Genomic DNA, 21,712 nt, shown 5'->3' with positions numbered 1-21,712 from the left:
GGCGCCACGCTGGTACCGTTGCAGCGGGAGAAGGGAGGGCGTCAGACGCCCTCGGATTCCTTGCGGCGCTCCTCGCGCTTGCGCTCGTTCGGGTCGAGGAAGCGCTTGCGGATGCGGATCGACTTCGGCGTCACCTCGACCAGCTCGTCGTCCTGAATCCAGGCCAGCGAGCGCTCCAGCGTCATGCGGATCGGCGGGGTGAGGCGCACGGCCTCGTCCTTCGAGGTGGTGCGGATGTTGGTGAGCTTCTTGCCCTTGAGCACGTTCACCTCGAGATCGTTCTCGCGGTTGTGCTCGCCGATGATCATGCCCTGATAGACCTTCCAGCCCGGCTCGATCATCATCGGGCCGCGATCCTCGAGGTTCCACAGCGCATAGGCCACGGCCTCGCCGGCCTCGTTCGAGATCAGCACGCCGTTGCGGCGGCCGGGGATCTCGCCGCGGTGCGGCTGATAGGCGTGGAACAGGCGGTTCATGATCGCCGTGCCGCGCGTATCGGTCATCAGCTCGCCCTGATAGCCGATGAGGCCACGGGTGGGGGCGTAGAAGACGAGACGCTGGCGGCTGCCGCCCGACGGCTTCATCTCCACCATCTCGGCGCGGCGCTCGCTCATCTTCTGGACGACCACGCCGGAATATTCCTCGTCGACGTCGATCAGCACTTCCTCGATCGGCTCGAGGATATCGCCGGTCGCCTCGTCCTTGCTGAACACGACGCGCGGGCGCGAGACGGCGATCTCGAAGCCTTCGCGACGCATGGTCTCGATCAGCACGGCGAGCTGGAGTTCACCGCGACCGGACACGAAGAACGAGTCCTTGTCGCTGGATTCCTCGATCTTCAGCGCGACATTGCCCTCGGCCTCGCGCAGCAGGCGGTCGCGGATGACGCGGCTGGTGACCTTGTCGCCTTCGGTGCCGGCGAGCGGCGAATCGTTGACGATGAAGGACATGGTGACGGTCGGCGGGTCGATCGGCTGGGCCTTGAGCGGCGCATCGACCGAGAGGTCGCAGAAAGTGTCGGCGACGGTGCCCTTGGAGAGGCCGGCAATGGCGATGATGTCGCCCTGCACGCCCTCTTCGATCGGCTGGCGCTCAATGCCGCGGAAGGCGAGGATCTTGGAGACGCGGCCCTGCTCGACCAGCGAGCCGTCCTGCGCCAGAACCTTGATCGACTGGTTCGGCTTGATCGAGCCGGAGGTGATGCGCCCGGTGATCATGCGGCCGAGGAAGGGGTTGGCTTCCAGCAGCGTGCCGATCATGCGGAACGGGCCGTCATCGACGGTGGGCTCGGGAACGTGCTTGAGCACGAGGTCGAACAGCGGGGCCATGCCCTCGTCCTGCGGACCTTCCGCCGAATGGGCCATCCAGCCATTGCGGCCCGACCCGTAGAGGATCGGGAAGTCGAGCTGCTCGTCGCTCGCGTCGAGCGCGGCGAACAGGTCGAACACCTCGTTGATGACTTCCTGCGAGCGGGCGTCGGAGCGGTCGACCTTGTTGATCGCCACGATCGGGCGGAGACCGACCTTCAGCGCCTTGCCGACCACGAACTTGGTCTGCGGCATCGGGCCCTCGGCGGCGTCGACCAGCACGATGGCGCCGTCCACCATGTTCAGGATGCGCTCCACCTCGCCGCCGAAATCGGCGTGGCCGGGGGTGTCGACGATGTTGATCCGGGTATCCTTCCAGACCACCGAGGTGGCCTTGGCGAGGATGGTGATGCCGCGCTCCTTTTCGAGGTCGTTCGAATCCATCACACGCTCGGCGACGCGCTGGTTCTCACGATAGGAGCCGGACTGCTTCAGCAGCTCGTCCACCAGCGTGGTCTTGCCGTGGTCGACGTGGGCGATGATGGCGATGTTGCGCAGCTTCATGAATAACACCAAAAAGCGGGCCCGAAGGCAGTTCGGACCCGCGCCAGAATTTTGCGGCGCACTATACTCAGAACCGCCCGGATATCAACGCCGCTGGGCCAAAGGGCGTGCGAAGGGGCGCGTGAACGCGAGGTCAGCCCGCCGCGCGCAGCGCCCACAGACGCCGAATCTGCGGCAGCTTCAATATGTTGCCCTCGCTGTCGCGCAGCCAGGCGAGCTCCCGGTCGGCCGGCGACTGGGTCATTGCGAAGGCCACTGCGTCCTCGACGCTGTCGAATTCATAGCTGTCGGGCCAGCCATCGGGGGAGTCCACAGTGCGAGACGGCGGCCAGTATTGCAGACGAACGGGTTCCTGATCGGGGGTCATCAGCCTACCTCCTCGGTTGCGGGACGGTCGGCCGGCCTTTCGCGACCGGTCCGAACCGGCGCGCCGCGCGCGCTGGGCGCGGCGTGTGGAAGGCAACGCCGACGCCGCGTCACCGGTTCCCGCCGTGCGAAACACGGACCTCGGCGCCTCAGCGGCTTGAACCCGGAGGCAGGTTGCCCAGTTGTCCCGGTACAGATGAGGGAGATTGCACCATGAGCCATCCGCGCGACGGCGAGCCCCGCCCCGCCCCGGCATCGAACCCAAGGCCGGGCGAGAGCACCGATTACTCCGACCGCGAGGTCGACACCACCATCGAGGACACCTTCCCGGCGAGCGACCCGCCCTCCTTCAGTGGCACGACGGGCGCGGTCGAGCCCTCCGATGGCGGGGTGCCTGGGGGGACGCAGGTGATCCGGCCCGGTGAATCGCAGCCGAATGAGGCGGATGTCGACGAGGCGCTCGATGAGAGCTTCCCCGCCAGCGACCCGCCCGCCTTCACCCGCATGACCGGCGTCCGGGAGAGCTGACCGGCCCTCCTCCGTCTCCTCAGGCCGCGAAGCTTCCGGCCTCAGGCCGTGGGCTTGCGGGCCCACGGGCCGAAGCGGCCTTCCGGCTGGGCGGCGCGCAACATCATCATCTCGCCGACATTCTCCGGCGAGAGCAGCCCCGCGAGCCGCCCCTCCGCATCGATCACGCCTACCAGCGGTGCGCCGCTCTGGGTGATGAGCTTCAGCGCCCGGTCGAGCGGCGCGCGCATCGGCACGGTCGGCACTTCGCCCATCGCCTCTAGCACGGAGGAAGCCGGACCCTTGGCCTGCAGCGCCCGGATCATCGCGTCGCGGGTCAGCACGCCGCGCAGATGGCCGGCGCCGTCGACGATGGGGAATTCCTTCTGCGTGGTGCGGATCAGCGCCTCGGCGGCGTCCCCGACGCTCGCTTGCGGGCCCAGCGTCTCGAACTGGGTGATCATCGCGTCCTGCACCAGAAGGCCCTGCGCCACCTGCTTCATCTGCACCTGCCCGGCCTCGCCCGAGGCGGCAAGGAAAACGAAGACGGCGATGATGATCAGCATCGGGTTGCCGAAGATGCCGAGCAGGCCGAGGCCGACCGCCAGCGCCTGACCGATCGAGGCCGCGGCCTGCGTCGCCTGGGCATGGCCCATCTTCATGGCAAGCAGCGCCCGCAGCACCCGCCCGCCATCCATCGGAAAGGCGGGGATGAGGTTGAACACGACGAGGAAGATGTTAGCGGCGGCGAGCTTGGCCATCAGGCTCGATTGCGGGTTCTCGATCTTCTCGATGTGCTCCATGCCGACATCGCCACCGAGCAGCACCAGCAGCACCAGCGCGATCACCACATTCACCGCCGGCCCGGCGAGCGCCACCACCAGCTCCTCCGACGGCTTTTCCGGGATGCGCTCCAGCCGGGCGATGCCGCCGAACGGCCAGAGCGTCACCTCCGGCGTCTTCACCCCGTAGCGCCGCGCCGCGAAGATGTGGCCGAACTCGTGCAGCAGCACGCAGAGGAACAGCAGCGCGACGAAGGCAACGCCGTTCCACGCCGCCCCGACCCCGCCCTGCTGGTAATAGGCGGCCCAGATCCAGATCAGGAACAGCAGGAAGGTGACGTGGATACGCACGGCCGTGCCATAGACATAGCCGACGGTAAGCGACCAGGGCATGCGGGAACTCCTTGAGGCATTACCCCAACAATAGCCGGCCCGTGCCAGAACACCATGACATCGCGCAGCGATGACTGCCTCCCGGCCGGAACCCTCGTCCCCGCCACGGGTTGCCTCTTCCGAAACAGGAGGCATTCATGGACCACAGCGACAAGACGACATCCGACGCCATCGACACCGCCTGGGCGATGATGACGGAAATCCGCACCTGCATGCTGGTGACGAAGCAGGGCCTGACCCTGCGCGGCCGGCCGATGCACGCCTTCCCGTCCCGCGAGGAAGGCTGCATCTGGTTCCTCACCGACCGGCGCGGTCATGTCGATGACGAGCTGGCGCGCGACCCGCAGGGCTGCCTGACCTTCGCCAAATCGTCGGGCAACGACTTCCTCTCGGTCTCCGGCGAATGCGAGGTGCTCGACGACCGCGCCAAGGTGGACGAGCTGTGGAACGACGCCGCCCGCGCCTATTGGCCGGACGGGAAGGACGATCCGAATATCCGTGTGTTGCGCTTCCTGCCCTCCGACGCGGAATATTGGGACGGCACCGGCTCCTCCATCCTCATCACGCTGAAAATGCTCGCCGCCCGCATCTCCGGCGAGCGCGCCAATCTCGGCGAGAACCGCAAGGTTCCGCTGGACTGAGGACAACGGGAAGGCCCATCCCCGGCCATACCTTCCAGCCCCTTACGCCGTCATGGCCTTGACCCGGCCATCCACGTCTTCGGTGCCGCGCGTCAGTCGTGGATCCCCGGGTCAAGCCCGGGGATGACGTGGTTGGGGGAGGTGACGCCTCATGCCCCTCGCGTCATCCCGGCCCGGCCTTTGGTCGTCCGGGATGACGCCCCACCCGAACACGCGAGCCTCCCCCACTAAAAGTCGCAGTTGATCGTAAGTCTACCTTACTATATGTCCAGCTTATCATGATGGACATTCCTCTCGGCTTCATCCTTGTCGACGCTGCCCGGCTCTACCGGGCGCGCATGGACCGCGCCTTCACCGAGGCGGGTCTCGGCATCACGGCGGGCGAGGCGCGCACGCTGCTGCATCTCAAGATCAATCCCGGCCTGCGCCAGGGGGCGCTGGCCGAGCGCATGAGTATCGAGCCGATGACCATGGTCGGCTATCTCGACCGGCTGGAAGCGCTGGGCGTGATCGCCCGCGATCCCGACCCGAGCGACCGCCGCGCCAAGATCGTGCGGCTCACGCCGGACGCCGCGCCCTTGCTGGAGCGCATCCTCGCCGCCGCCGCGACCGCGCGCGAGGAGGCGCTGGACGGCGTCGCCCCCTTAGAGCGCGACGCGCTGCGCCACGCGCTCCAGCTCATCCGCGCCAATCTGTGCGCGCCCGGCCGGGGAGAGAGCGCATGAGCACACACCTTCGTCCCGAGGCTGTTCCGGTAATGAGCGAGCGGCGCACCGCCATCATCGGCGCGCTCATCATCGTCATCGGCCCCTTGAGCATGTCGCTCTACACGCCGGCCATGCCGGAGCTGGTGACCGCCTTCGGCAGCACCGCCTCGACGTTGAAGCTGACCCTCTCCGTCTATTTCGGCGCCTTCGCGCTGGCGCAGCTTCTGTGCGGGCCGCTGTCGGATGCCTATGGGCGACGCCCCGCCGCCATCGGCTTCTTCACCCTCTATGTCGCCGGCAGCCTGATCGCCGCGACGGCGCCGAGCGTCGGCTGGCTGATCGCCGGGCGCGTCCTGCAGGGCATCGGCGTCGCCGCCGGGCCGGCCATCGCCCGCGCCATCGTGCGCGACCAGTTCATCGGCCAGCCCTCGGCGCGCATCCTCAACCTCATCGGCACCATGCTGGCGGTCGGCCCCGCGGTCGCGCCGACGCTGGGCGGGGCAATTCTCGTGGCGTTCGGCTGGCAGCCCATCTTCTATGTGATGGTGCTCTACGGCCTTGCCGCGCTCGGCCTGATCGTGCTCGCCGTGCCCGAGACCAACCCGAAGCCCGACCCGGCGCAGGCGCGCCCCACGCGCATTCTCGGCAATTACGCCACGCTGCTGCGCGACACCGGATTCATGCGGGCGAGCCTCACCATCGGCTTCTCGGTCGGCGGCATCTACGCGCTCGGCGCCATCCTGCCCTTCGTGCTGATCGACGCGGTCGGCCTCACCCCGACCCAGTTCGGCCTCGCCATGATCTGCCAGACCGGCGCCTATATGGGCGGGACGATCCTCGCGGGGCAGGCGATGAAGCGGGTGGACGCCAATCGGCTCATCCCTATCGGGCTCGGCATGGTGACACTGGCCGGCGCGGCGATGGCGCTTTTCCCGCTCGTTCTGCCGCTCTCCTTCGCCACGGTGATGGGGCCGGTCGCGGTGTGGGCCTGCGGCATGGCGCTGGTGATGCCGGGTGCCACCACCGCCGCGCTGTCCGGCTCGCCGGCCATTGCCGGCTCGGCGGCGGCGCTGATGGGCTGCCTGCAGATCGGCGGCGGCTTTGCCGGCTCGGCGGCCGCGAGCCTCTTCCCGTCGCCGACGCTGGCGATGAGCGTGGTGATGCCCGGCATGGCGCTGATCGCGCTCGCCGCGCAGCTGCTGATGCGCCCGGCGCCGCGCCTGAACGCGCCCGCCGCCATCGACGAGACCGACCTCGAACTCGCCAACGACCCCGCCGGCATCATCGGCGCGGCGGGCGACGAGATCGAGGTCGGGGTTTTCAGAAAGTCGGCGTGAGGCCGTTCGGATCGCTCCAGCGCCGCGTTCGCGTGCGGCTGGAGCGCCCCCCCTGTGGCGCTCACCGTGCCGCCCCATAGCTCTGCCGCCAACGGATTGTGCGGCAAATCAGGAGCCTAAGGGCCGATGCGAAAAGGGCAATCCAACCAAAAATCGACACCCCCCTACCATCAATATGGTCGACACTCCGTGTTACTCCGCTGTTAGACGTACCCCTGTTAAGTATCGGGGGATTCACGTGAGTCTGGGACATCGCATCGGGGGCGCAAGCTCTCTCATTCTGTCGTGCAACCGCAGCAACCCGCGCGTTCACCACCGCACCCTGCTCATGAATTCCCTCGCCGGCACGCTGGTTGTCGCCGCGCTGCTCGTGCCCCTCGCCCCCGCCCGCGCGGCGGATGGCGATGGTGGCGCGGGCGGCGTGTCCGTTTGGGTCGGCGCGGGCGTCGGCGGCGCGGCCAGCAGCACCGGGACAGGCGGCGATGGCGCCGCCGGATCGGATGCGGAAATGACCACCGGTGGTGGCGGCGGCGGTAGCGGTGTCGTGGGTGGCGACGGCGGCGCCGCCTCCACGGGCGGCGGCGCTGGCGGCGGCGGTGGTGAGTGGGAAGGCGCAGGCGGTAACGATGGTGAGGCCGGCGGGGATAACAATTCCGGCGGCGGCGGCGGCGGTGGCGTGCATGGCTTTGTCGGCGCGATTGGCGACCTGAGCAATTCCGTCACCGGCGGCACTGGCGGCAATGGCGGCGCGGCCGGCTTTGCCGGGGCGGGCGGCGGCGGCGGCGGCGGCGGCTTCGGCGCGGTAATCACCGGCCTTACCGGGACAACAGCCACCATCGACGCGGCTGATGTGGCCACGATCACTGGCGGCAATGGCGGCGGCTATGGCTGGGCGGCAACGGGCGGCAATGGCGGCAGCGGCCTCGTCATCTATCAGCCGACCGGCGACAACACGCTGACCATCGGCGCGGCTCTCACCGGCGGCAATGGCGGCTCCGGTATCAACGCCTCTAATCAGGGCGGCAACGGCGCGAGCGGCTTCGTACTCAATGGCGCCACCGGCGACAACAGCTTCACCTTCGAGGGCACGGTGAGCGGGGGCGCGGCCGGTTCGGGCGCGAGTATCGGCGCGAATGGCGGCGCCGCCATCCTCCTGACCGACACTAGCGGCGATACCTCGCTGTTGATCAGGGCGTCCGTCACCGGCGGGTCGGCCACCGACGGCATATTCGGCAGCGGCATCGGCGGTGCCGGCATTGACGCGACCGGCAGCACGGGCGCGACGACCATCCTCGTCCAGTCGGCGGTAACGGGCGGGGCGAGTGGCACGGGGTCGAACCCGACCGGTGGCGCCGGCATCACCGGCGCCGATCTGACCGTCATTCTCGACGGCGCTGCGGGTTCCATCAGCGGCGGCACGCAGGGCATCGGCACCGCGGCGGCCATCGCCTTCACCGGCGGCACGAATGTGCTCGAAATGCGCGCCGACAGCTCCGGCGACCTCGGCACGATCACCGGCGCCATTACCGGCGCGGGCCGTGACGACACCCTCGTGCTGGGCGGCAGCAACAATGTGTCAGCGAGCTTCAACGGCACGCTCGGCACCATCGCCGGAAGCGGCTTCGGCACGCTGGAGAAGGCGGGCACCTCGACCTGGACCGTTAACGATGGCAGCGTCGGCGACGAGATGACCGTCGTCGTCAGCGCCGGCACGCTGGCCCTGACCGGCGGCGCCACGCTGGAGGATGCCTCCAGCGTCACCGTCAACGCCACGCTGGACATTTCCGGCATTACCGCCGCCGGCACGAGCCTGGACGACCTTTCCGGGTCGAGCGCCGGCACCGTCACCGCCGGGGAGAAGAACCTCACGGTCGACCAGACGACCGCGGGCACCTATGCTGGCACCATCACCGGCACGGGCAGCCTGACCAAGACCGGCAGCGCCACGCTGACCCTCTCCGGCACGAATGGCTATACCGGCGGTACGGTGATCGAGGCGGGCACGCTGGCCATCACCTCGACCACGGCCCTGCCGACCGCGGGCGGGGTCGCGCTGAATGGCGACACCGCCGTGCTCGACCTGTCCGGCGCGGGCACTTTTGGATTCGCCACCATCGGCTCGCTGTCCGGCACCGCCTCGGACGCCGTTGTGACGTTGGGCGCCAATTCCCTGAACATTGTTCAGGACACCGACGGAACCTATGCTGGCGGCTTCAGCGTCAGCAGCGGTTATTATGTGGTCAAAAAGGGCGATGCCACCCTCACACTGACCGGCAGCCTGGACACGCTACGGTATATCGAGGTCCGCAGTGGCGAACTCGCCCTGCGAACATCCGCCGATTTCGCCGAAGGACTCGGGATCGGCGCGGGCGTACCGCCAGTCGGACCCACCACCCTGACCATCGGCCTTCCTTCGGGATCCGAGGCGGGGGATAGCGTGGTGATATCGAGCCTCTATGTGGCGATGCAGGACAATGGCGGCGACAACACGCTCAACATCGAGGCCGGCGCCACGCTAAGTACGGGCGATTTCTGGTTCTACGGCGACGGCTTCACCACCAACGTCATCAATATCTCCGGCGACGCGACCAACGGGAGCGGCGTGCTGGCGACGGATGGCTTCGCGCGCTACGGCGGCGTGTCGACCATGAACCTTGATGGCGGCGTGCTGCGTGCGAACAAGACCAACGCCAACTTCATGTCGGGCTTCCTCACCGGCAGCGTCACGCTGGAGGCGGGCGGCGGCACGATCGACAGCAACGGCTTCGATATCAGCATTGGCGGCGTTTTCACCGGCACCGGCGCGCTGGTGAAGGAGGGCGCGGGCACGCTCACCCTCACCGGCGCCAATACCCATTCCGGTGGCACCGAGATCGCGGCCGGCACGCTGGAAGTGACCAATGCCGACGCGCTCGGCACCGGCGCGGTCAATCTCTCCGGCAGCACGGCGGTGCTGGAGCTCAACAACATCGCCACCAATGTCTACGGCCTCAACGGCGTCGCTGGCAGCGAGGTGTCGCTGGTGCTGGCCGGGTCAATCCACCTGATGGCCGACAGCGGCACCTATGACTATGCCGGCTCGATCACCGGCGGCGGCGGGCTGAGCCTGCTCGGCTCGGTGCTGCAAATGGGGACGGGCACGCAGATCCTCAGCGGCGTCAACAATTTCACCGGCTATATCGGCGTGACCGCCGGCACGCTGGTGCTGGCCAATGATGCCGCCGCTTCGGCGAGCAACCTGGTCATCCTCGCCGATGGCGCGCAGCTCACCATCGACGATGTCAATGTCACCGTCGCCGGGTTGCAGAACAGCGGCGACGGACTCGCCACCGTGCTGATCGATGGCGGCAGCCTGACGCTGGGCGGCGCGGGTCCGGCGAATTTCGCGGGCACCATCACCGGCACCGGCGCGCTCATTGTCGATAGCACGACGACGCAGACCCTCACCGGGGTCAGCGACTATACGGGCGGCACGACCATCCTCGCCGGCACCCTGGCTCTCGCCGGCAATGGCGCGCTCGCCAGCAGCGGCGCGCTGGCCCTCAACGGCGACACCGCCGTGTTCGACATCTCCGACGCCGCAAATCCCATCACCATCGGCGCGCTCTCCGGCACCGCCACCGGCGCGACGCTCGCCCTCGGCAACCAGCTTCTCACCACGAACCTGGACGTGGCCAGCGTCTATGCCGGTGCCATCACCGGCACGGGCAGCTTCACCAAGCAGGGCGACGCCACGCTGACGCTGAACGGCGTGTCCAGCTTCGACGGCCTCGTCACCGTGGCCGACGGCAAGCTGGTGGTCGGCGATTCCAGCCATGCCGGTGCGAGCATCGCCGGCGCGGTCTTCGTCGCCGACGGCGCGACGCTGGGCGGCATCGGCACCACCGGCTCGGTCACCGTCGCCAGCGGCGGCACGCTGTCGCCCGGCAACTCCATCGGCACCATTCACGTCACCGGCGACGTCACCTTCCTGACCGGCTCGACCTATCAGGTGGAGCTGGCGGGCGACGGGACGAGCGACCTCATCTCGGCCACCGGCCAGATCACCCTGAACGGCGCCACGCTGAACCTCGTCGCGCTCGACCCGGAGGTGAGCTATGTCAGCGGCCAGAGCTACACCATCCTGGAGGCGGCGGGAGGTGTCAGCGGCTCCTTCAGCGAGGTGACGACGACCTCGATCTTCCTGCGGGCGCAGGCCGAGGAATTCGCCACCGGGGTGACTGTCGTCATCGCCGTGGCCTCGCCCGATGCCTTCACCAGCGTCGCGGTGACGCCGAACCAGATCGCCACCTCGGCGGCGCTGGGCACGCTGCCGCAGAGCGGGGCCTCGCTCGCGCTGTACAATTCGCTCCTGTTCCTCACCTCGGCCGGCGAGGCGCAATGGGCCTATGACCAGCTCTCCGGCGAGGTGCATGCCTCGACGCAGAGCCTGTTCATGGAACAGTCCTCGCTCATTCGCGGCGCGCTGAATGACCGGCTGCGGGCGGCGCAGGGTGGCGTCGGGGCCTCCGCCGGCACGGTGGTCAATGTGGTCGAGACGTCCTCGGGCGCGCTGGCCTATGCGGCGCCGTCGCCGATCAAGGTCGCGGCTGACATGAGCATGCCGGTCAAGGCGGCCCCGGCGCTCGCGCCGGTGGAACGCTTCGCGCTGTGGTCGACCGCCTTCGGCAATTGGGGCGAGATGGACGGCAATTCCAACGCCGCCGGCGTCTCCGATTCCACCGGCGGCTTCCTGATCGGCGCCGACACGCGGGTCGGCGAGGGCTGGCGCGTGGGCGTCGCCGGCGGCTACAGCTACACCGACTTCTCCATCTCGGGCCGCAACTCCTCCGGCTCGAGCGACAACTGGCACATCGGCGTCTATGGCGGTAACGAATGGGGGCCGCTCGCGCTGCGCACCGGCCTCGCCTATACGTGGCAGGACATCTCGACCAACCGCAGCGTCGCCTTCACCGGCTATTCCGACAGCCTGTCGGCGGATTATGACGCCGGGACGGTGCAGGCCTTCGGCGAACTCGGCTACCGCATCGACGCCGCCGGCATCGCCTTCGAGCCCTTCGCCAACCTCTCTTATGTCAGCCTGCACCAGGACGGCTACACGGAAGAGGGCGGCGCGGCAGCCTTAACGGGCGACTCGCAGACCATGGACACGACCTTCACCACGCTGGGCGTGCGCCTTGCCAAGGAGATCGCCTTCGGCTCGACGGCGGCGACGCTGCGCGGCGCGCTGGGCTGGCGCCATGCTTTCGGCGACATCGACCCGACGGTGACGCAGGCCTTTGCGGGCTCCGACGCCTTCACCGTCACCGGCGCGCCGATCGCCGAGGACGCGGCGGTGATCGAGGCCGGGCTCGACATGCTGATCAGCGCCACCGCGACGCTGGGCATCGCCTATACCGGCCAGTATGGCGACGGCGTCAGCGAGAACGGCGTCAACGCACGGTTGAGCATCCGGTTCTGAGGGGGGGTCTGAGGGAGGGGGTTCTGAGGGAGAGTTCTTCGCCCTCTCCTCACCAACCCTGCAAACGAAAACCGCCCCGCATCGCTGCGGGGCGGTTTGTTTTTAGGTGACGCGCGGAGCGATCAGCCGGCGTGCCGGGATCTCAGCGGCCGACCTTGCGGTCGCGATTGGCGAGGGTGCGCAGGCGGAGCGCGTTGAGCTTGATGAAGCCCGCCGCGTCGCGGTGGTCATAGGCGACCGCGCCTTCCTCGAATGTCACGAGATCCTGATTGTAGAGCGAATAGGGGCTCTCGCGGCCGACCACGGTGACATTGCCCTTGTAGAGCTTCAGCCGCACCCGGCCGGTGACCAGCTCCTGGCTCTTGTCGATCAGCACCTGCAGCATCTCGCGCTCGGGCGAGAACCAGAAGCCGTTATAGATCAGCTCCGAATAGCGCGGCATCAGCTCGTCCTTGAGATGCGCCGCGCCGCGGTCGAGCGTGATGCTCTCAATGCCGCGATGGGCCGCGATCAGGATGGTGCCGCCCGGCGTTTCATAAACACCCCGCGATTTCATGCCGACGAAGCGGTTCTCGACGAGGTCGAGCCGGCCGATGCCGTTCTCCTTGCCGAGCGCGTTGAGGCGGGTCAGCAGGTTGGCTGGGGACAGCGCCTCGCCGTCAATGGCGACCGCATCGCCCTGCTCGAAATCGATGGTGATGTAGGTCGCCTTGTCCGGCGCGTCCTCGGGCGCGATGGTGCGCATATAGACCATCTCGGGCGCCTCGACGGACGGGTCTTCCAGCACCTTGCCCTCGGAGGAGGAGTGCAGCAGGTTGGCGTCGACCGAGAACGGCGCTTCGCCGCGCTTGTCCTTGGCGATCGGGATCTGGTGGCTCTCGGCGAAGGCGATGAGCTGCTCGCGCGAGCGCAAATCCCATTCGCGCCACGGCGCGATGATCTTGATCTCCGGTTCCAGCGCGTAATAGCTCAGCTCGAAGCGCACCTGATCGTTGCCCTTGCCGGTGGCGCCGTGCGACACGGCATCGCCGCCGACCTTGCGGGCGATCTCGATCTGCTTCTTGGCGATCAGCGGGCGGGCGATGGAGGTACCCAGCAGATACTGGCCCTCATAGAGCGCGTTCGCCCGGAACATCGGGAACACATAGTCGCGCACGAACTCCTCGCGCACATCCTCGATGAAGATGTGCTCGGGCTTGATGCCGAGCATCTCCGCCTTCTTGCGCGCCGGCTCCAGCTCCTCGCCCTGGCCGAGATCGGCGGTGAAGGTCACCACCTCGCAGCCATAGGTGGTCTGCAGCCATTTCAGGATCACCGAGGTGTCGAGACCGCCCGAATAGGCGAGGACCACGCGCTTGACGTCAGCCATGTCGAAGGATTCCGCACGAGAGAGAGGCATGAGCTTTAAAGGCGCGCGGACTATAGGCATGGCGCGCCCGCGCGCAAGTACCGCGCGCCGGGAGCGGCGGCCTAGCAGGGGCAAGCCGCCGGTCTCAGTCCTGCGGCGGGATGCGCGGGGGCGGGGCGCCGGAAACATCGTGCGGCGAGGCAACCGGATAGGCGCGCCCGAGCGGTTTCCAGAAGCCGGCGCTCCAGCCCGCCACCGCCCAATAGGCGAGACCGCCAGCCAGCCCCGCGCCGATGATGTAGAGCAGCCCGTCAAACGGCACCGGCGTATCCGGGAAGGGCGGGAATATCTGCGCCGCGATCCAGGCCGAGACCGCGCCATTGGCGGTGTGGAAGATCCACGAGCGCACGGCGAAGGCTTCGGCGAACAAGATGCCGATCAGCGCGATGCCGCCCATCACCAGCACGATCGCCATCATCACGAAGGCGGCGGCCGAGAGAGCCTCCATCAGCGCGAGGAACTCCACCTCGGGCGAACCGGAGAGCACATCGCCCAGCTGCCAGTAGCCGACCATGATGACGACCAGCGCCGCCGTCATGCCGACAACGCCGCCGAGCGGCACGAGGACGAGGCGCAGCAACAGCCGCAGCAGCGAATCCATGAGCTCCGCCTATTCCGCCGCCGCCGCCATGGCGCGCAAGGCGAGGCGCTCGCGGGCGGTCAGCTTCTCGGTCTCGCTCTTGAGCTGGCCGCAGGCGGCGAGGATGTCACGCCCGCGCGGCGTGCGCACCGGGCTCGAATAGCCGGCGCGGAACACGATGTCGGAGAAGGTCTCGATCGTCTCCCAGTCCGAGCACTCATATTTGGTGCCCGGCCACGGGTTGAACGGGATCAGGTTGATCTTGGCGGGAATGCCGGCGAGCAGCTTCACCAGCGCCTTGGCGTCGGCCGGTGAATCGTTCACGCCCTTGAGCATGACGTATTCGAAGGTGATGCGCTTGGCGTTGGACGCCGGCGGATAGGTCCGGCAGGCCTCCAGCAACTCCTTCAGCGGGTACTTCTTGTTGATCGGCACCAGCACGTCGCGCAGCTCGTCGCGCACCGCGTGCAGCGAGATGGCGAGCATCGGCCCGACCTCGCGGCCGAGCTTTTCGATCTCCGGCACCACGCCGGAGGTGGAGACGGTGATGCGCCGCTTGCCGATACCGAGGCCCTCGCCATCGGCCAGCACCTCGATGGAGGTCGCCACCGAGTCATAGGCATAGAGCGGCTCGCCCATGCCCATGAAGACGATATTGGTCACCAGCCGGTCGCCTTCGGTCGGCAGGCCGGGGCCGACCGCGCGGGCCATGCCGGGATAGTCGCCGAGCCGGTCGCGCGCCACCATCACCTGCGCGATGATCTCGGCGCTCGTGAGGTTGCGCACGAGGCGCTGCGTGCCGGTGTGGCAGAAGGAGCAGTTGAGCGTGCAGCCGACCTGAGAGGAGACGCAGAGCGTGCCGCGGTCGCTCTCGGGGATGTAGACCATCTCCACATCATGCGGCTTGTCGCCGGCGATGTCGGGGGGCAGGCGCAGCAGCCATTTGCGGGTGCCGTCATTCGACACCTGCTCGACCACCACTTCCGGCCGGGCGAGCGTGAAGGCGTCGGCGAGCTGGGTGCGCAGGCCCTTGCCGACATTGGTCATGTCGTCGAAGGAGGTGATGCCGCGCAGATAGATCCAGTGCCAGAGCTGGGCGACGCGCATCTTGCGCTCGCGCTCGGGCACGCCGATTTCGGCAAGCGCGGCGCCAAGGCCGGCGCGGTCGAGCCCGGCGAGGGAGCGCTTGGCGGGGGCGGCCGCAACGGCCATCGGCGCGACGCCGGTAGAGGCCCCAGCAACAGCTGCCCCGGCGGCTTGGGCCGCTGTGGTATCGATCAGGTTCATGGCTTTATCGAAGGTGTCCGTTTGCGCGCCTCATAGCACAGGGGAGCCCGCATGGCGACTGCGCCCCGCGCGGGGTGGCTGTGCGGCGCGCAATGGGCGGCAACAGCAAGAATGCCGAAGAGTTTCCCCTGGGCCCCGGATCGGCGCCACGCTTCGCGCGGCTGGTCCGGGGCACGGAAGACCCACCTGGCTTCGTTCCCCGGACGAGGTGCGCGCATGCGCACCGATGATCCGGGGCCCAGCGCAAAGCCCTTCGGCCTCGTGCGTCATGCCCGGGCTTGCCCCGGGCATCCACGACTTCAACCGGCGCATGGGAAAAGGAAGACGTGGATGGCCGGGTCAAGCCCGGCCATGACGTCGCGAGGAACCACCGCGGTGCCTCACTTCAGCGGCACCCAGATGTCGATCACCAGATCGTCCGGCGACGTTGTGCGGGGGTCGGAGCGGTATTCCTCGACATAGAGATCCTGCGCTTCCAGATCCTTGGCGTCGAGCAGGTTGGCGATCTGCTCATAGGTCGGGTCCATGGCGTCATAGGGTCCGCGATGGGTGAAGCGCAGCGCCTTGCCGGCGGGCGAGGCGGAGAACACCACGCCATTGCCGGGCTTTTCCGTCGTCGCCCCGTCAAAGGGAACGGCGACCTCATAGTCGAAGCTCTCCTCGCCCGTCGCGGTGTAGATGACGAAGGGCGCGCCATGGGGCTTGAGGCCGAGCCGGGTCATTTCCGCGTCGACCTGCCTGAGCGTCGCGACAATGCTGGCGAAGGCGTCGTCCCAGCCGCTCTTGGCCGCCTTCATCAGCACCGGCACGGGCTTGAGCTCGGCGAGGTCGCCGAAGCCGTCGGGCCGCTTCAGCGGATCGTCCTCCGGGGCGACGGCCTGCGTCTCCACCGATTTGGGATCGATCACCGGCGGGGCGACCATGTCGTCATCGTCGAGCGGCGCGCTGTCGGTCCCGCCGTTCGCTGGCGGCGCGGGGCTCTGCGCCTGCAGCGGTGCGAGCGGCGCCGAGGCCAGAATGAGCACCAGTAGCACCGCCAGCGTCGAGACGAGCCAGCACGGCCGGGCGCGGGCGGACAGAGGCGAGAACGTCATCGGATCACCGGGGCGCGAGGGCCCCTCCTTCTAGCATCCCCGCCCCCGCTCCGCGACGGGCGCAACGGCGCCGGGATCATGTCGCGCGCAAACGTGGCCGTTTCGCCGCACCGGCCCGCGCGCCCCCGATGCGGGCATTGCCGCTGGCCATTTCCCGGCGCTTGGCCATATAAGAGCGGCACTCCGTCCACAGACGCTGACCGGCCCCATGCCCGCGCTCGACAACCGCCCCTTCGTGAAGATGAACGGCCTCGGCAACGAGATCGTGGTGCTGGACCTGCGCGACGCGCCGGTCGCGGTGCCGCCGCAAGAAGCGCGCGCCATCGCCCGGCCCGACGTGGTGCCGTTCGACCAGATCATGGCGCTCTACCCGCCGAAGACCGAGGGCACGAGCGCCTTCGTGCGCATCATCAATGCGGACGGCTCGGAATCCGGCGCCTGCGGCAATGGCACGCGCTGCATCGCGCTCTATGAGGCCGGCCGCACCGGCGCGGACCATCTGGTCTTCGAGAGCGTCGCCGGCCCGCTCGACTGCCGCGTGAGCGGGGAGACGGTGACCGTTGACATGGGCGTGCCGCGCTTCGGCTGGCACGACATCCCGCTCGCCGGCCCGGTGGACGACACCCGCGCCATCGAGCTTCAGGCTGGCCCACATGAGGCGCCGGTGCTGCGCGGCCCGTCCGTCGCCAATGTCGGCAACCCGCACGCCATCTTCTGGGTCGATGACGTCGACGCTGTCGACCTCAGCTCTTACGGCCCGGAGCTGGAACATCACCCGATCTTCCCCGAACGCGCCAATATCTCGCTGGCGCAGCTGGTCGGGCCCGACCATATCCGGCTGAAGGTCTGGGAGCGCGGTGTCGGCCTCACCCGCGCCTGCGGCACCGCCGCCTGCGCCACCGCCGTCGCCGCCGCCCGCAACGGCATGACCGGCCGGCGCGTCACCATCACGCTCCCCGGTGGCGATCTCGTCATCGACTGGCGCGATGACGACCACATGCTGATGACCGGCCCGGCCGAATTCGAGTTCGAGGGCCGTCTCACCGCCGCCATGCTGGGCGCGACCGCCGGGTGAGGCGGGTGCGATCATGACGCTGGACGTCGTCTCCTTCGGCTGCCGCCTCAACGCGCTGGATGCCGCGACGGTAAAGGCCCTCGCCCGCGACGCGGGGGTCGAGCGCGCCGTGGTGGTGAATACCTGCGCCGTCACCAGCGAAGCGGTAAGCCAGGCACGCCAGACCATCCGCCGCCTGAAGCGCGAGGATCCCGCCCGCCGCATCCTCGTCACCGGCTGCGCGGCGCAGACACGCCCGGCCGACTTCGCCGCCATGGCGGAAGTCGACCGCGTGCTCGGCAATGAGGAAAAGCTGTCGCCGGCCGCCTGGCAGGCGACCCGCGCGGCGCTGGATTTCGGGCTTGGTGACAGCCCCAAGGCGCTGGTCGGCGATATCATGAGCGTGCGCGAAATGGCGCCGCACCTTCTCGACGGCGCGGGCGAGAGCGTCGAGGGCCATAGCCGCGCCTTCGTCCAGGTGCAGACCGGCTGCGATCACCGCTGCACCTTCTGCATCATCCCCTATGGACGGGGAAATTCCCGCTCCGTGCCGATGGGCGCGGTGGTGGAACGGGTGCGTGCGCTCACCGAGCAAGGCTTCGGCGAAGTCGTGCTCACCGGCGTCGACCTCACCTCCTATGGCGCTGACCTGCCCGGCGCGCCGCGCCTCGGGGCTCTGGTGCGCACGCTGCTGCGGCATATCCCGGACCTGCCCCGGCTGCGGCTCTCCTCCATCGATTCCATCGAGGCCGATGGCGACCTCATCCGCGCCCTCGCCGAGGAAGAACGGCTAATGCCGCATCTGCACCTCTCGCTTCAGGCCGGCGACGACCTCATCCTCAAGCGCATGAAGCGCCGCCATCTGCGGGCCGACGCCATCCGCTTCTGCGGCGAGATGCGCCGGCTGCGGCCGGACATGGTGTTCGGCGCCGATCTCATCGCCGGCTTCCCGACCGAGACGGAGACGCAGTTCCGCGCCTCGCTCGATCTCGTGGATGAGTGCGGGCTGACGCATCTGCACGTCTTCCCCTATTCGCCCCGTCCGGGCACGCCGGCCGCCCGCATGCCGCAAGTGGCCGGCCCGCTGATACGCGAGCGCGCCGCCCGGCTGCGCGCCAAGGGCGCGGACGCGCTGCGCCGTCACCTCGCCGGCGAGATCGGTACGCTGCGCGACGTGCTCGCCGAGCGCGGCGGCATCGCCCGCACCCCCGGCTTCACCCCTGTGCGGCTCGCCCGCCCCCTCGCCCCCGGCGCGCGCGCCATCGTGCGCATCGCCGGCCATGACGGAACAAGGCTGCTCGCCGCATGAACGACACCCCTGACGACATGACGGGCTCCCGCCCCGGCTTCTGGAAGCGGCTGACACAGGGGCTCACCCGCACCGCGTCCAGCCTCTCCACGGGGATCACCGACCTCTTCACCAAGCGCAAGCTCGACGCCACGACGCTGGAGGATCTCGAAGATATCCTCATCCGCGCCGATCTGGGCGTCGAGACCAGCGCCCGCATCGCCGAAGCCGTCGGCAAAGGCCGCTATGAGAAGGGCATCGACCCGGAAGAGGTGCGCGCCCTCGTCGCCGCCGAGATCGAGGCGGTGCTGACGCCCATCGCCACGCCGCTGAGCTTCGAGACCACCTCCAAGCCCTTCGTGCTGCTGATGGTCGGCGTCAACGGCTCGGGCAAGACCACCACTATCGGCAAGCTCGCCTCGACGCTGCGCGCGCAGGGCAAGAAGGTCGTGCTGGCCGCCGGCGACACCTTCCGCGCCGCCGCCATCGAGCAGCTGAAAGTCTGGGCCGACCGCACCGGCGCCACCATCGTGTCGCGCGAGCCGGGCGCGGACGCCGCCGGCGTCGCCTTTGACGGCCTCGCCAAGGCCCGCGCCGACGGGGCGGACGTGCTCATCATCGACACCGCCGGGCGCCTGCAGAACCGCGCCGAGCTTATGGCCGAGCTGGAAAAGGTGGTGCGCGTCATCAAGAAGCAGGAGCCAGGCGCGCCCCATGCGGTGGTGCTGACGCTCGACGCCACGGTCGGCCAGAACGCGCTGTCGCAGGTCGAGGCGTTCACCCGCGTCGCCGGCGTCACCGGCCTCGTCATGACCAAGCTGGACGGCACGGCGCGCGGCGGCATTCTGGTGGCGATCGCCGCCAAGCACCGCCTGCCGGTGCATCTGATCGGCGTCGGCGAGGGCATTGACGATCTCCAGCCCTTCGCCGCGCGCGACTTCGCCCGCGCCATAGTCGGGCTCGACAGCTAGGATCACGGACGGGGGTTAGCCGGCGGGCGTTAACCGGAACGACGGAAAATGGCCCCGACGCAGCCGCCGCAAGCCCCGCGCACCGTCGGACTGCTTTATATTTTCCCTCGGCATGCCCCGCGTGAGGGTGCAGGGTCATCCGGCCGGACCATCGGACGGGCCGCGTCTCGGGAGTGAAGCATGGACAAGCGCGAACCTTCATTGAACGAGGCTCGGGACAATGCTCGGCCGACCGACGCCCCGTCCGAGGGGCGCGAGGGCGCTGCCCCGGCCCCGGAAGTGCGGCACAATCCGGCCGGCCCCACCGCGCCGCCCCGCGCACCGGCCACGGCGCCCACGCCGGCCGCCGCTCCCGCCTCACGCGCCAAGGGGCCGCCGGCTGATCCGGCCGAGTTCGAGCGCTGGCTGGGCATCGAGCAGCTCAAGGTGAACATGCGCCGGCTTGAGGTGGAAAGCCGCCGGCTCGAGCTGGAGAACCGCCGCGCCGCCGGCGCCGTCGAGCCGCCCGGCCCGACCACCGCCGCGCCGGAAGTGCCCGCCCGCGCCAGCGCCGGGCGCCTGCTGACGATCATCGTCGGCATTCTCGCGCTGGTTCTCGGCGCGCTCGCCGGCATCAGCGCGCAGCAGACCGCCGCCCAGCGCACCGAGGTCGCGGCGCTGCGCGGCGAGGTGACGACCTTGCGCAGCGCGCTCGCCTCGCTGGAAAACCGCGTGGCGGATGCCGAGACGCGCGCGGCCGAGATGGCCGCCGCCCCGCCCGCTGTGCCGCAGCCCGCCCCGGCGGCACCCGTGGCGCCGACACCGGCACCCGAACAGCCGCTCGCCGGCACGCCGGGCGAACCGCTTGCGAACGCGGCCGCCGCTACGGCCCCGGCGCCGGACGTCCCCCCCGCGCCCGAGCCGCCGGCGCGCCCGGCACAGATGGGCGATGGCTACACCGTGCGTCTCTTCGCGCCGGTGAAGAACCTTCCGGCGGCGCGGATCGACGCGATCACCAATATTCTCAAGGGTGCGGGCTTCGAGGTGGTGGTGTCCGACACCGGCATCGCCGCGCCGACTTCCAACACGCTGTCCTATCACGCGGCGAGCACGGACGAGGCGAACAAGCTGGCGAGCCTCATCCAGTCCAAGCGCCCCTCGCTCGACATCGAGCTGCGCGCCTCGCCCTCCATCCCCGCCGCCGCCCGGCAGGTGCTGATCCTGAACCTGACCGAGGACGCGCTGCGCTGATCGAGTCAGCACATCCTCAGGCTTCGGCGCGGCAGCTCGACGCCGCCGCCCGGGATTTTAGGCCGCTGCGCGAACCTGCGCGCAGGCGCTGCGGATCGCCTGGATATTGGCGCGGTAGCCTTCCACGCCGCCCTTGAACACGGCGGAGCCGGCGACCAGTACATTCGCGCCCACCGCCACGCATTGCGCGCCGGTCTGCGGGTTCACCCCGCCGTCGATCTCAAGGTGAATGGGTCGCTCGCCGATCATCGCGCGCAGCCGCGCCACCTTGGGCAGCACGTCGGGAATGAAGCTCTGGCCGCCAAAGCCGGGATTAACCGTCATGGCGCAGATGAGGTCGCATTTGTCGAGCACATAGGCGACCGCGCTCTCCGGCGTCGCCGGGTTCAGCGCCACGCCCGCCTTCTTGCCGAGCGAGCGGATGAGCTGGAGGCAGCGGTCGAGATGGTGTGTGGCCTCCGCCTGCACGGTGATGACATCGGCGCCCGCCTTGGCGAAGGCCTCGATATAGGGCTCCACCGGTTCGATCATCAGATGCACGTCGAACACCTTGTCGGTGTGCGGGCGCATCGCCTTGATGACGTCCGGGCCGAAGGTGATGTTCGGCACGAAATGCCCGTCCATCACGTCGAGATGGATCCAGTCGGCGCCGGCGCTCACCACATCGCGCACCTCCTCGCCGAAGCGGGCGAAGTCCGAGGCCAGCATGGAGGGGGCGATGAGGGGCATGGGGGT

16 protein-coding genes and 1 pseudogene are annotated in these 21,712 nt (G+C 68.9%); 9 read left to right on the top strand and 8 right to left on the bottom strand.

Translation table 11 applies throughout. The features are described 5' to 3' along the window. Positions 1 to 41: 41 nt before the first annotated feature. Together typA and OU996_RS06455 are read right to left on the bottom strand one after the other, a co-directional pair. On the bottom strand, positions 42 to 1,871 hold the full coding sequence (gene typA / locus OU996_RS06460; protein ID WP_267584811.1) for a translational GTPase TypA: 1,830 nt from the start codon (positions 1,869 to 1,871) through the stop codon (positions 42 to 44). Between the two features lie 133 nt (positions 1,872 to 2,004). Beyond that, a complete protein-coding gene (locus OU996_RS06455; RefSeq protein ID WP_267584810.1) occupies positions 2,005 to 2,238 on the bottom strand; it encodes a hypothetical protein in 234 nt (77 codons plus the stop codon). A gap of 212 nt (positions 2,239 to 2,450) precedes the next feature. Here OU996_RS06455 and OU996_RS06450 point away from each other — a divergent pair, with 212 nt between their 5' ends. Further along, positions 2,451 to 2,765: a hypothetical protein gene (locus OU996_RS06450; protein WP_267584809.1), complete on the top strand. Its 315-nt coding sequence runs from the start codon at positions 2,451 to 2,453 to the stop codon at positions 2,763 to 2,765. A 41-nt stretch (positions 2,766 to 2,806) separates the two neighbouring features. Here the strand turns inward: OU996_RS06450 and OU996_RS06445 are convergent, their stop codons facing one another. Then, the gene (locus OU996_RS06445) at positions 2,807 to 3,919 is read right to left on the bottom strand and encodes a site-2 protease family protein (RefSeq protein ID WP_267584808.1); all 1,113 of its coding nucleotides are present in this window, start codon (positions 3,917 to 3,919) and stop codon (positions 2,807 to 2,809) included. A 137-nt stretch (positions 3,920 to 4,056) separates the two neighbouring features. Between OU996_RS06445 and OU996_RS06440 the strand changes: the two genes are divergently transcribed. The 4 genes from OU996_RS06440 (at position 4,057) to OU996_RS06425 (ending at position 12,065) form a co-directional block, all read left to right on the top strand. Then, positions 4,057 to 4,560, top strand: a complete 504-nt coding sequence (locus tag OU996_RS06440; protein WP_267584807.1) for a pyridoxamine 5'-phosphate oxidase family protein — start codon at positions 4,057 to 4,059, stop codon at positions 4,558 to 4,560. A gap of 278 nt (positions 4,561 to 4,838) precedes the next feature. Beyond that, on the top strand, positions 4,839 to 5,285 hold the full coding sequence (locus OU996_RS06435; protein WP_267584806.1) for a MarR family winged helix-turn-helix transcriptional regulator: 447 nt from the start codon (positions 4,839 to 4,841) through the stop codon (positions 5,283 to 5,285). Next, positions 5,282 to 6,604 (top strand): multidrug effflux MFS transporter, encoded by a 1,323-nt coding sequence (locus OU996_RS06430; protein ID WP_267584805.1) that lies wholly within the window; start codon positions 5,282 to 5,284, stop codon positions 6,602 to 6,604. Before OU996_RS06435 ends, OU996_RS06430 begins: the two co-directional genes overlap by 4 nt. Positions 6,605 to 6,932: 328 nt before the next feature. After that, positions 6,933 to 12,065: an autotransporter outer membrane beta-barrel domain-containing protein gene (locus OU996_RS06425; protein ID WP_267584804.1), complete on the top strand. Its 5,133-nt coding sequence runs from the start codon at positions 6,933 to 6,935 to the stop codon at positions 12,063 to 12,065. Between the two features lie 142 nt (positions 12,066 to 12,207). Here OU996_RS06425 and OU996_RS06420 read toward each other — a convergent pair whose 3' ends face one another. The 4 genes from OU996_RS06420 to OU996_RS06405 form a co-directional block, all read right to left on the bottom strand. After that, complete coding sequence (locus OU996_RS06420; RefSeq protein WP_267584803.1) at positions 12,208 to 13,434, bottom strand: argininosuccinate synthase; 1,227 nt, start codon at positions 13,432 to 13,434, stop codon at positions 12,208 to 12,210. A 124-nt stretch (positions 13,435 to 13,558) separates the two neighbouring features. Next, complete coding sequence (locus tag OU996_RS06415; RefSeq protein ID WP_267584802.1) at positions 13,559 to 14,074, bottom strand: hypothetical protein; 516 nt, start codon at positions 14,072 to 14,074, stop codon at positions 13,559 to 13,561. Positions 14,075 to 14,083: 9 nt separating this feature from the next. Next, positions 14,084 to 15,340, bottom strand: a complete 1,257-nt coding sequence (gene rlmN, locus OU996_RS06410; protein WP_420712705.1) for a 23S rRNA (adenine(2503)-C(2))-methyltransferase RlmN — start codon at positions 15,338 to 15,340, stop codon at positions 14,084 to 14,086. A gap of 380 nt (positions 15,341 to 15,720) precedes the next feature. Further along, a complete protein-coding gene (locus OU996_RS06405) occupies positions 15,721 to 16,434 on the bottom strand; it encodes a GyrI-like domain-containing protein (protein WP_267584801.1) in 714 nt (237 codons plus the stop codon). Positions 16,435 to 16,642: 208 nt separating this feature from the next. Between OU996_RS06405 and dapF the strand changes: the two genes are divergently transcribed. The 4 genes and pseudogenes from dapF (at position 16,643) to OU996_RS06385 (ending at position 20,977) form a co-directional block, all read left to right on the top strand. Beyond that, positions 16,643 to 17,509 carry a diaminopimelate epimerase gene (gene dapF, locus OU996_RS06400; protein WP_267584800.1) on the top strand — a complete coding sequence of 289 codons (867 nt, stop codon included), beginning with the start codon at positions 16,643 to 16,645 and terminating at the stop codon, positions 17,507 to 17,509. Positions 17,510 to 17,522: 13 nt separating this feature from the next. Continuing rightward, positions 17,523 to 18,797 carry a tRNA (N(6)-L-threonylcarbamoyladenosine(37)-C(2))-methylthiotransferase MtaB gene (gene mtaB / locus OU996_RS06395; RefSeq protein ID WP_267584799.1) on the top strand — a complete coding sequence of 425 codons (1,275 nt, stop codon included), beginning with the start codon at positions 17,523 to 17,525 and terminating at the stop codon, positions 18,795 to 18,797. Positions 18,798 to 18,832: 35 nt separating this feature from the next. After that, a pseudogene (gene ftsY / locus OU996_RS06390) lies at positions 18,833 to 19,747 on the top strand (signal recognition particle-docking protein FtsY); the annotation flags it as partial. Positions 19,748 to 19,927: 180 nt separating this feature from the next. Continuing rightward, positions 19,928 to 20,977, top strand: a complete 1,050-nt coding sequence (locus tag OU996_RS06385; RefSeq protein WP_267584797.1) for a hypothetical protein — start codon at positions 19,928 to 19,930, stop codon at positions 20,975 to 20,977. Positions 20,978 to 21,034: 57 nt separating this feature from the next. On the opposite strand, the gene rpe is transcribed toward OU996_RS06385, so the two are convergent. Then, positions 21,035 to 21,706, bottom strand: a complete 672-nt coding sequence (gene rpe, locus OU996_RS06380; protein WP_267584796.1) for a ribulose-phosphate 3-epimerase — start codon at positions 21,704 to 21,706, stop codon at positions 21,035 to 21,037. Positions 21,707 to 21,712 lie beyond the last annotated feature (6 nt).

The sequence above is a fragment of the Ancylobacter sp. SL191 genome, assembly GCF_026625645.1.
Taxonomy (GTDB): Bacteria; Pseudomonadota; Alphaproteobacteria; order Rhizobiales; family Xanthobacteraceae; genus Ancylobacter.
This window is presented reverse-complemented; position numbering and strand designations above follow the sequence as displayed.

Bases quoted from the DNA above. Each gene is read 5' to 3' on its own strand.
- OU996_RS06445 (WP_267584808.1), bottom strand. From the start codon at position 3,919: ATGCCCTGGTCGCTTACCGTCGGCTATGTCTATGGCACGGCCGTGCGT.
- OU996_RS06440 (WP_267584807.1), top strand. From the start codon at position 4,057: ATGGACCACAGCGACAAGACGACATCCGACGCCATCGACACCGCCTGG.
- rlmN (WP_420712705.1), bottom strand. From the start codon at position 15,340: ATGAACCTGATCGATACCACAGCGGCCCAAGCCGCCGGGGCAGCTGTT.
- OU996_RS06420 (WP_267584803.1), bottom strand. From the start codon at position 13,434: ATGGCTGACGTCAAGCGCGTGGTCCTCGCCTATTCGGGCGGTCTCGAC.
- typA (WP_267584811.1), bottom strand. From the start codon at position 1,871: ATGAAGCTGCGCAACATCGCCATCATCGCCCACGTCGACCACGGCAAG.
- OU996_RS06415 (WP_267584802.1), bottom strand. From the start codon at position 14,074: ATGGATTCGCTGCTGCGGCTGTTGCTGCGCCTCGTCCTCGTGCCGCTC.
- OU996_RS06455 (WP_267584810.1), bottom strand. From the start codon at position 2,238: ATGACCCCCGATCAGGAACCCGTTCGTCTGCAATACTGGCCGCCGTCT.
- mtaB (WP_267584799.1), top strand. From the start codon at position 17,523: ATGACGCTGGACGTCGTCTCCTTCGGCTGCCGCCTCAACGCGCTGGAT.
- OU996_RS06435 (WP_267584806.1), top strand. From the start codon at position 4,839: ATGATGGACATTCCTCTCGGCTTCATCCTTGTCGACGCTGCCCGGCTC.
- OU996_RS06405 (WP_267584801.1), bottom strand. From the start codon at position 16,434: ATGACGTTCTCGCCTCTGTCCGCCCGCGCCCGGCCGTGCTGGCTCGTC.
- rpe (WP_267584796.1), bottom strand. From the start codon at position 21,706: ATGCCCCTCATCGCCCCCTCCATGCTGGCCTCGGACTTCGCCCGCTTC.
- OU996_RS06385 (WP_267584797.1), top strand. From the start codon at position 19,928: ATGGACAAGCGCGAACCTTCATTGAACGAGGCTCGGGACAATGCTCGG.
- OU996_RS06450 (WP_267584809.1), top strand. From the start codon at position 2,451: ATGAGCCATCCGCGCGACGGCGAGCCCCGCCCCGCCCCGGCATCGAAC.
- OU996_RS06430 (WP_267584805.1), top strand. From the start codon at position 5,282: ATGAGCACACACCTTCGTCCCGAGGCTGTTCCGGTAATGAGCGAGCGG.
- OU996_RS06425 (WP_267584804.1), top strand. From the start codon at position 6,933: ATGAATTCCCTCGCCGGCACGCTGGTTGTCGCCGCGCTGCTCGTGCCC.
- dapF (WP_267584800.1), top strand. From the start codon at position 16,643: ATGCCCGCGCTCGACAACCGCCCCTTCGTGAAGATGAACGGCCTCGGC.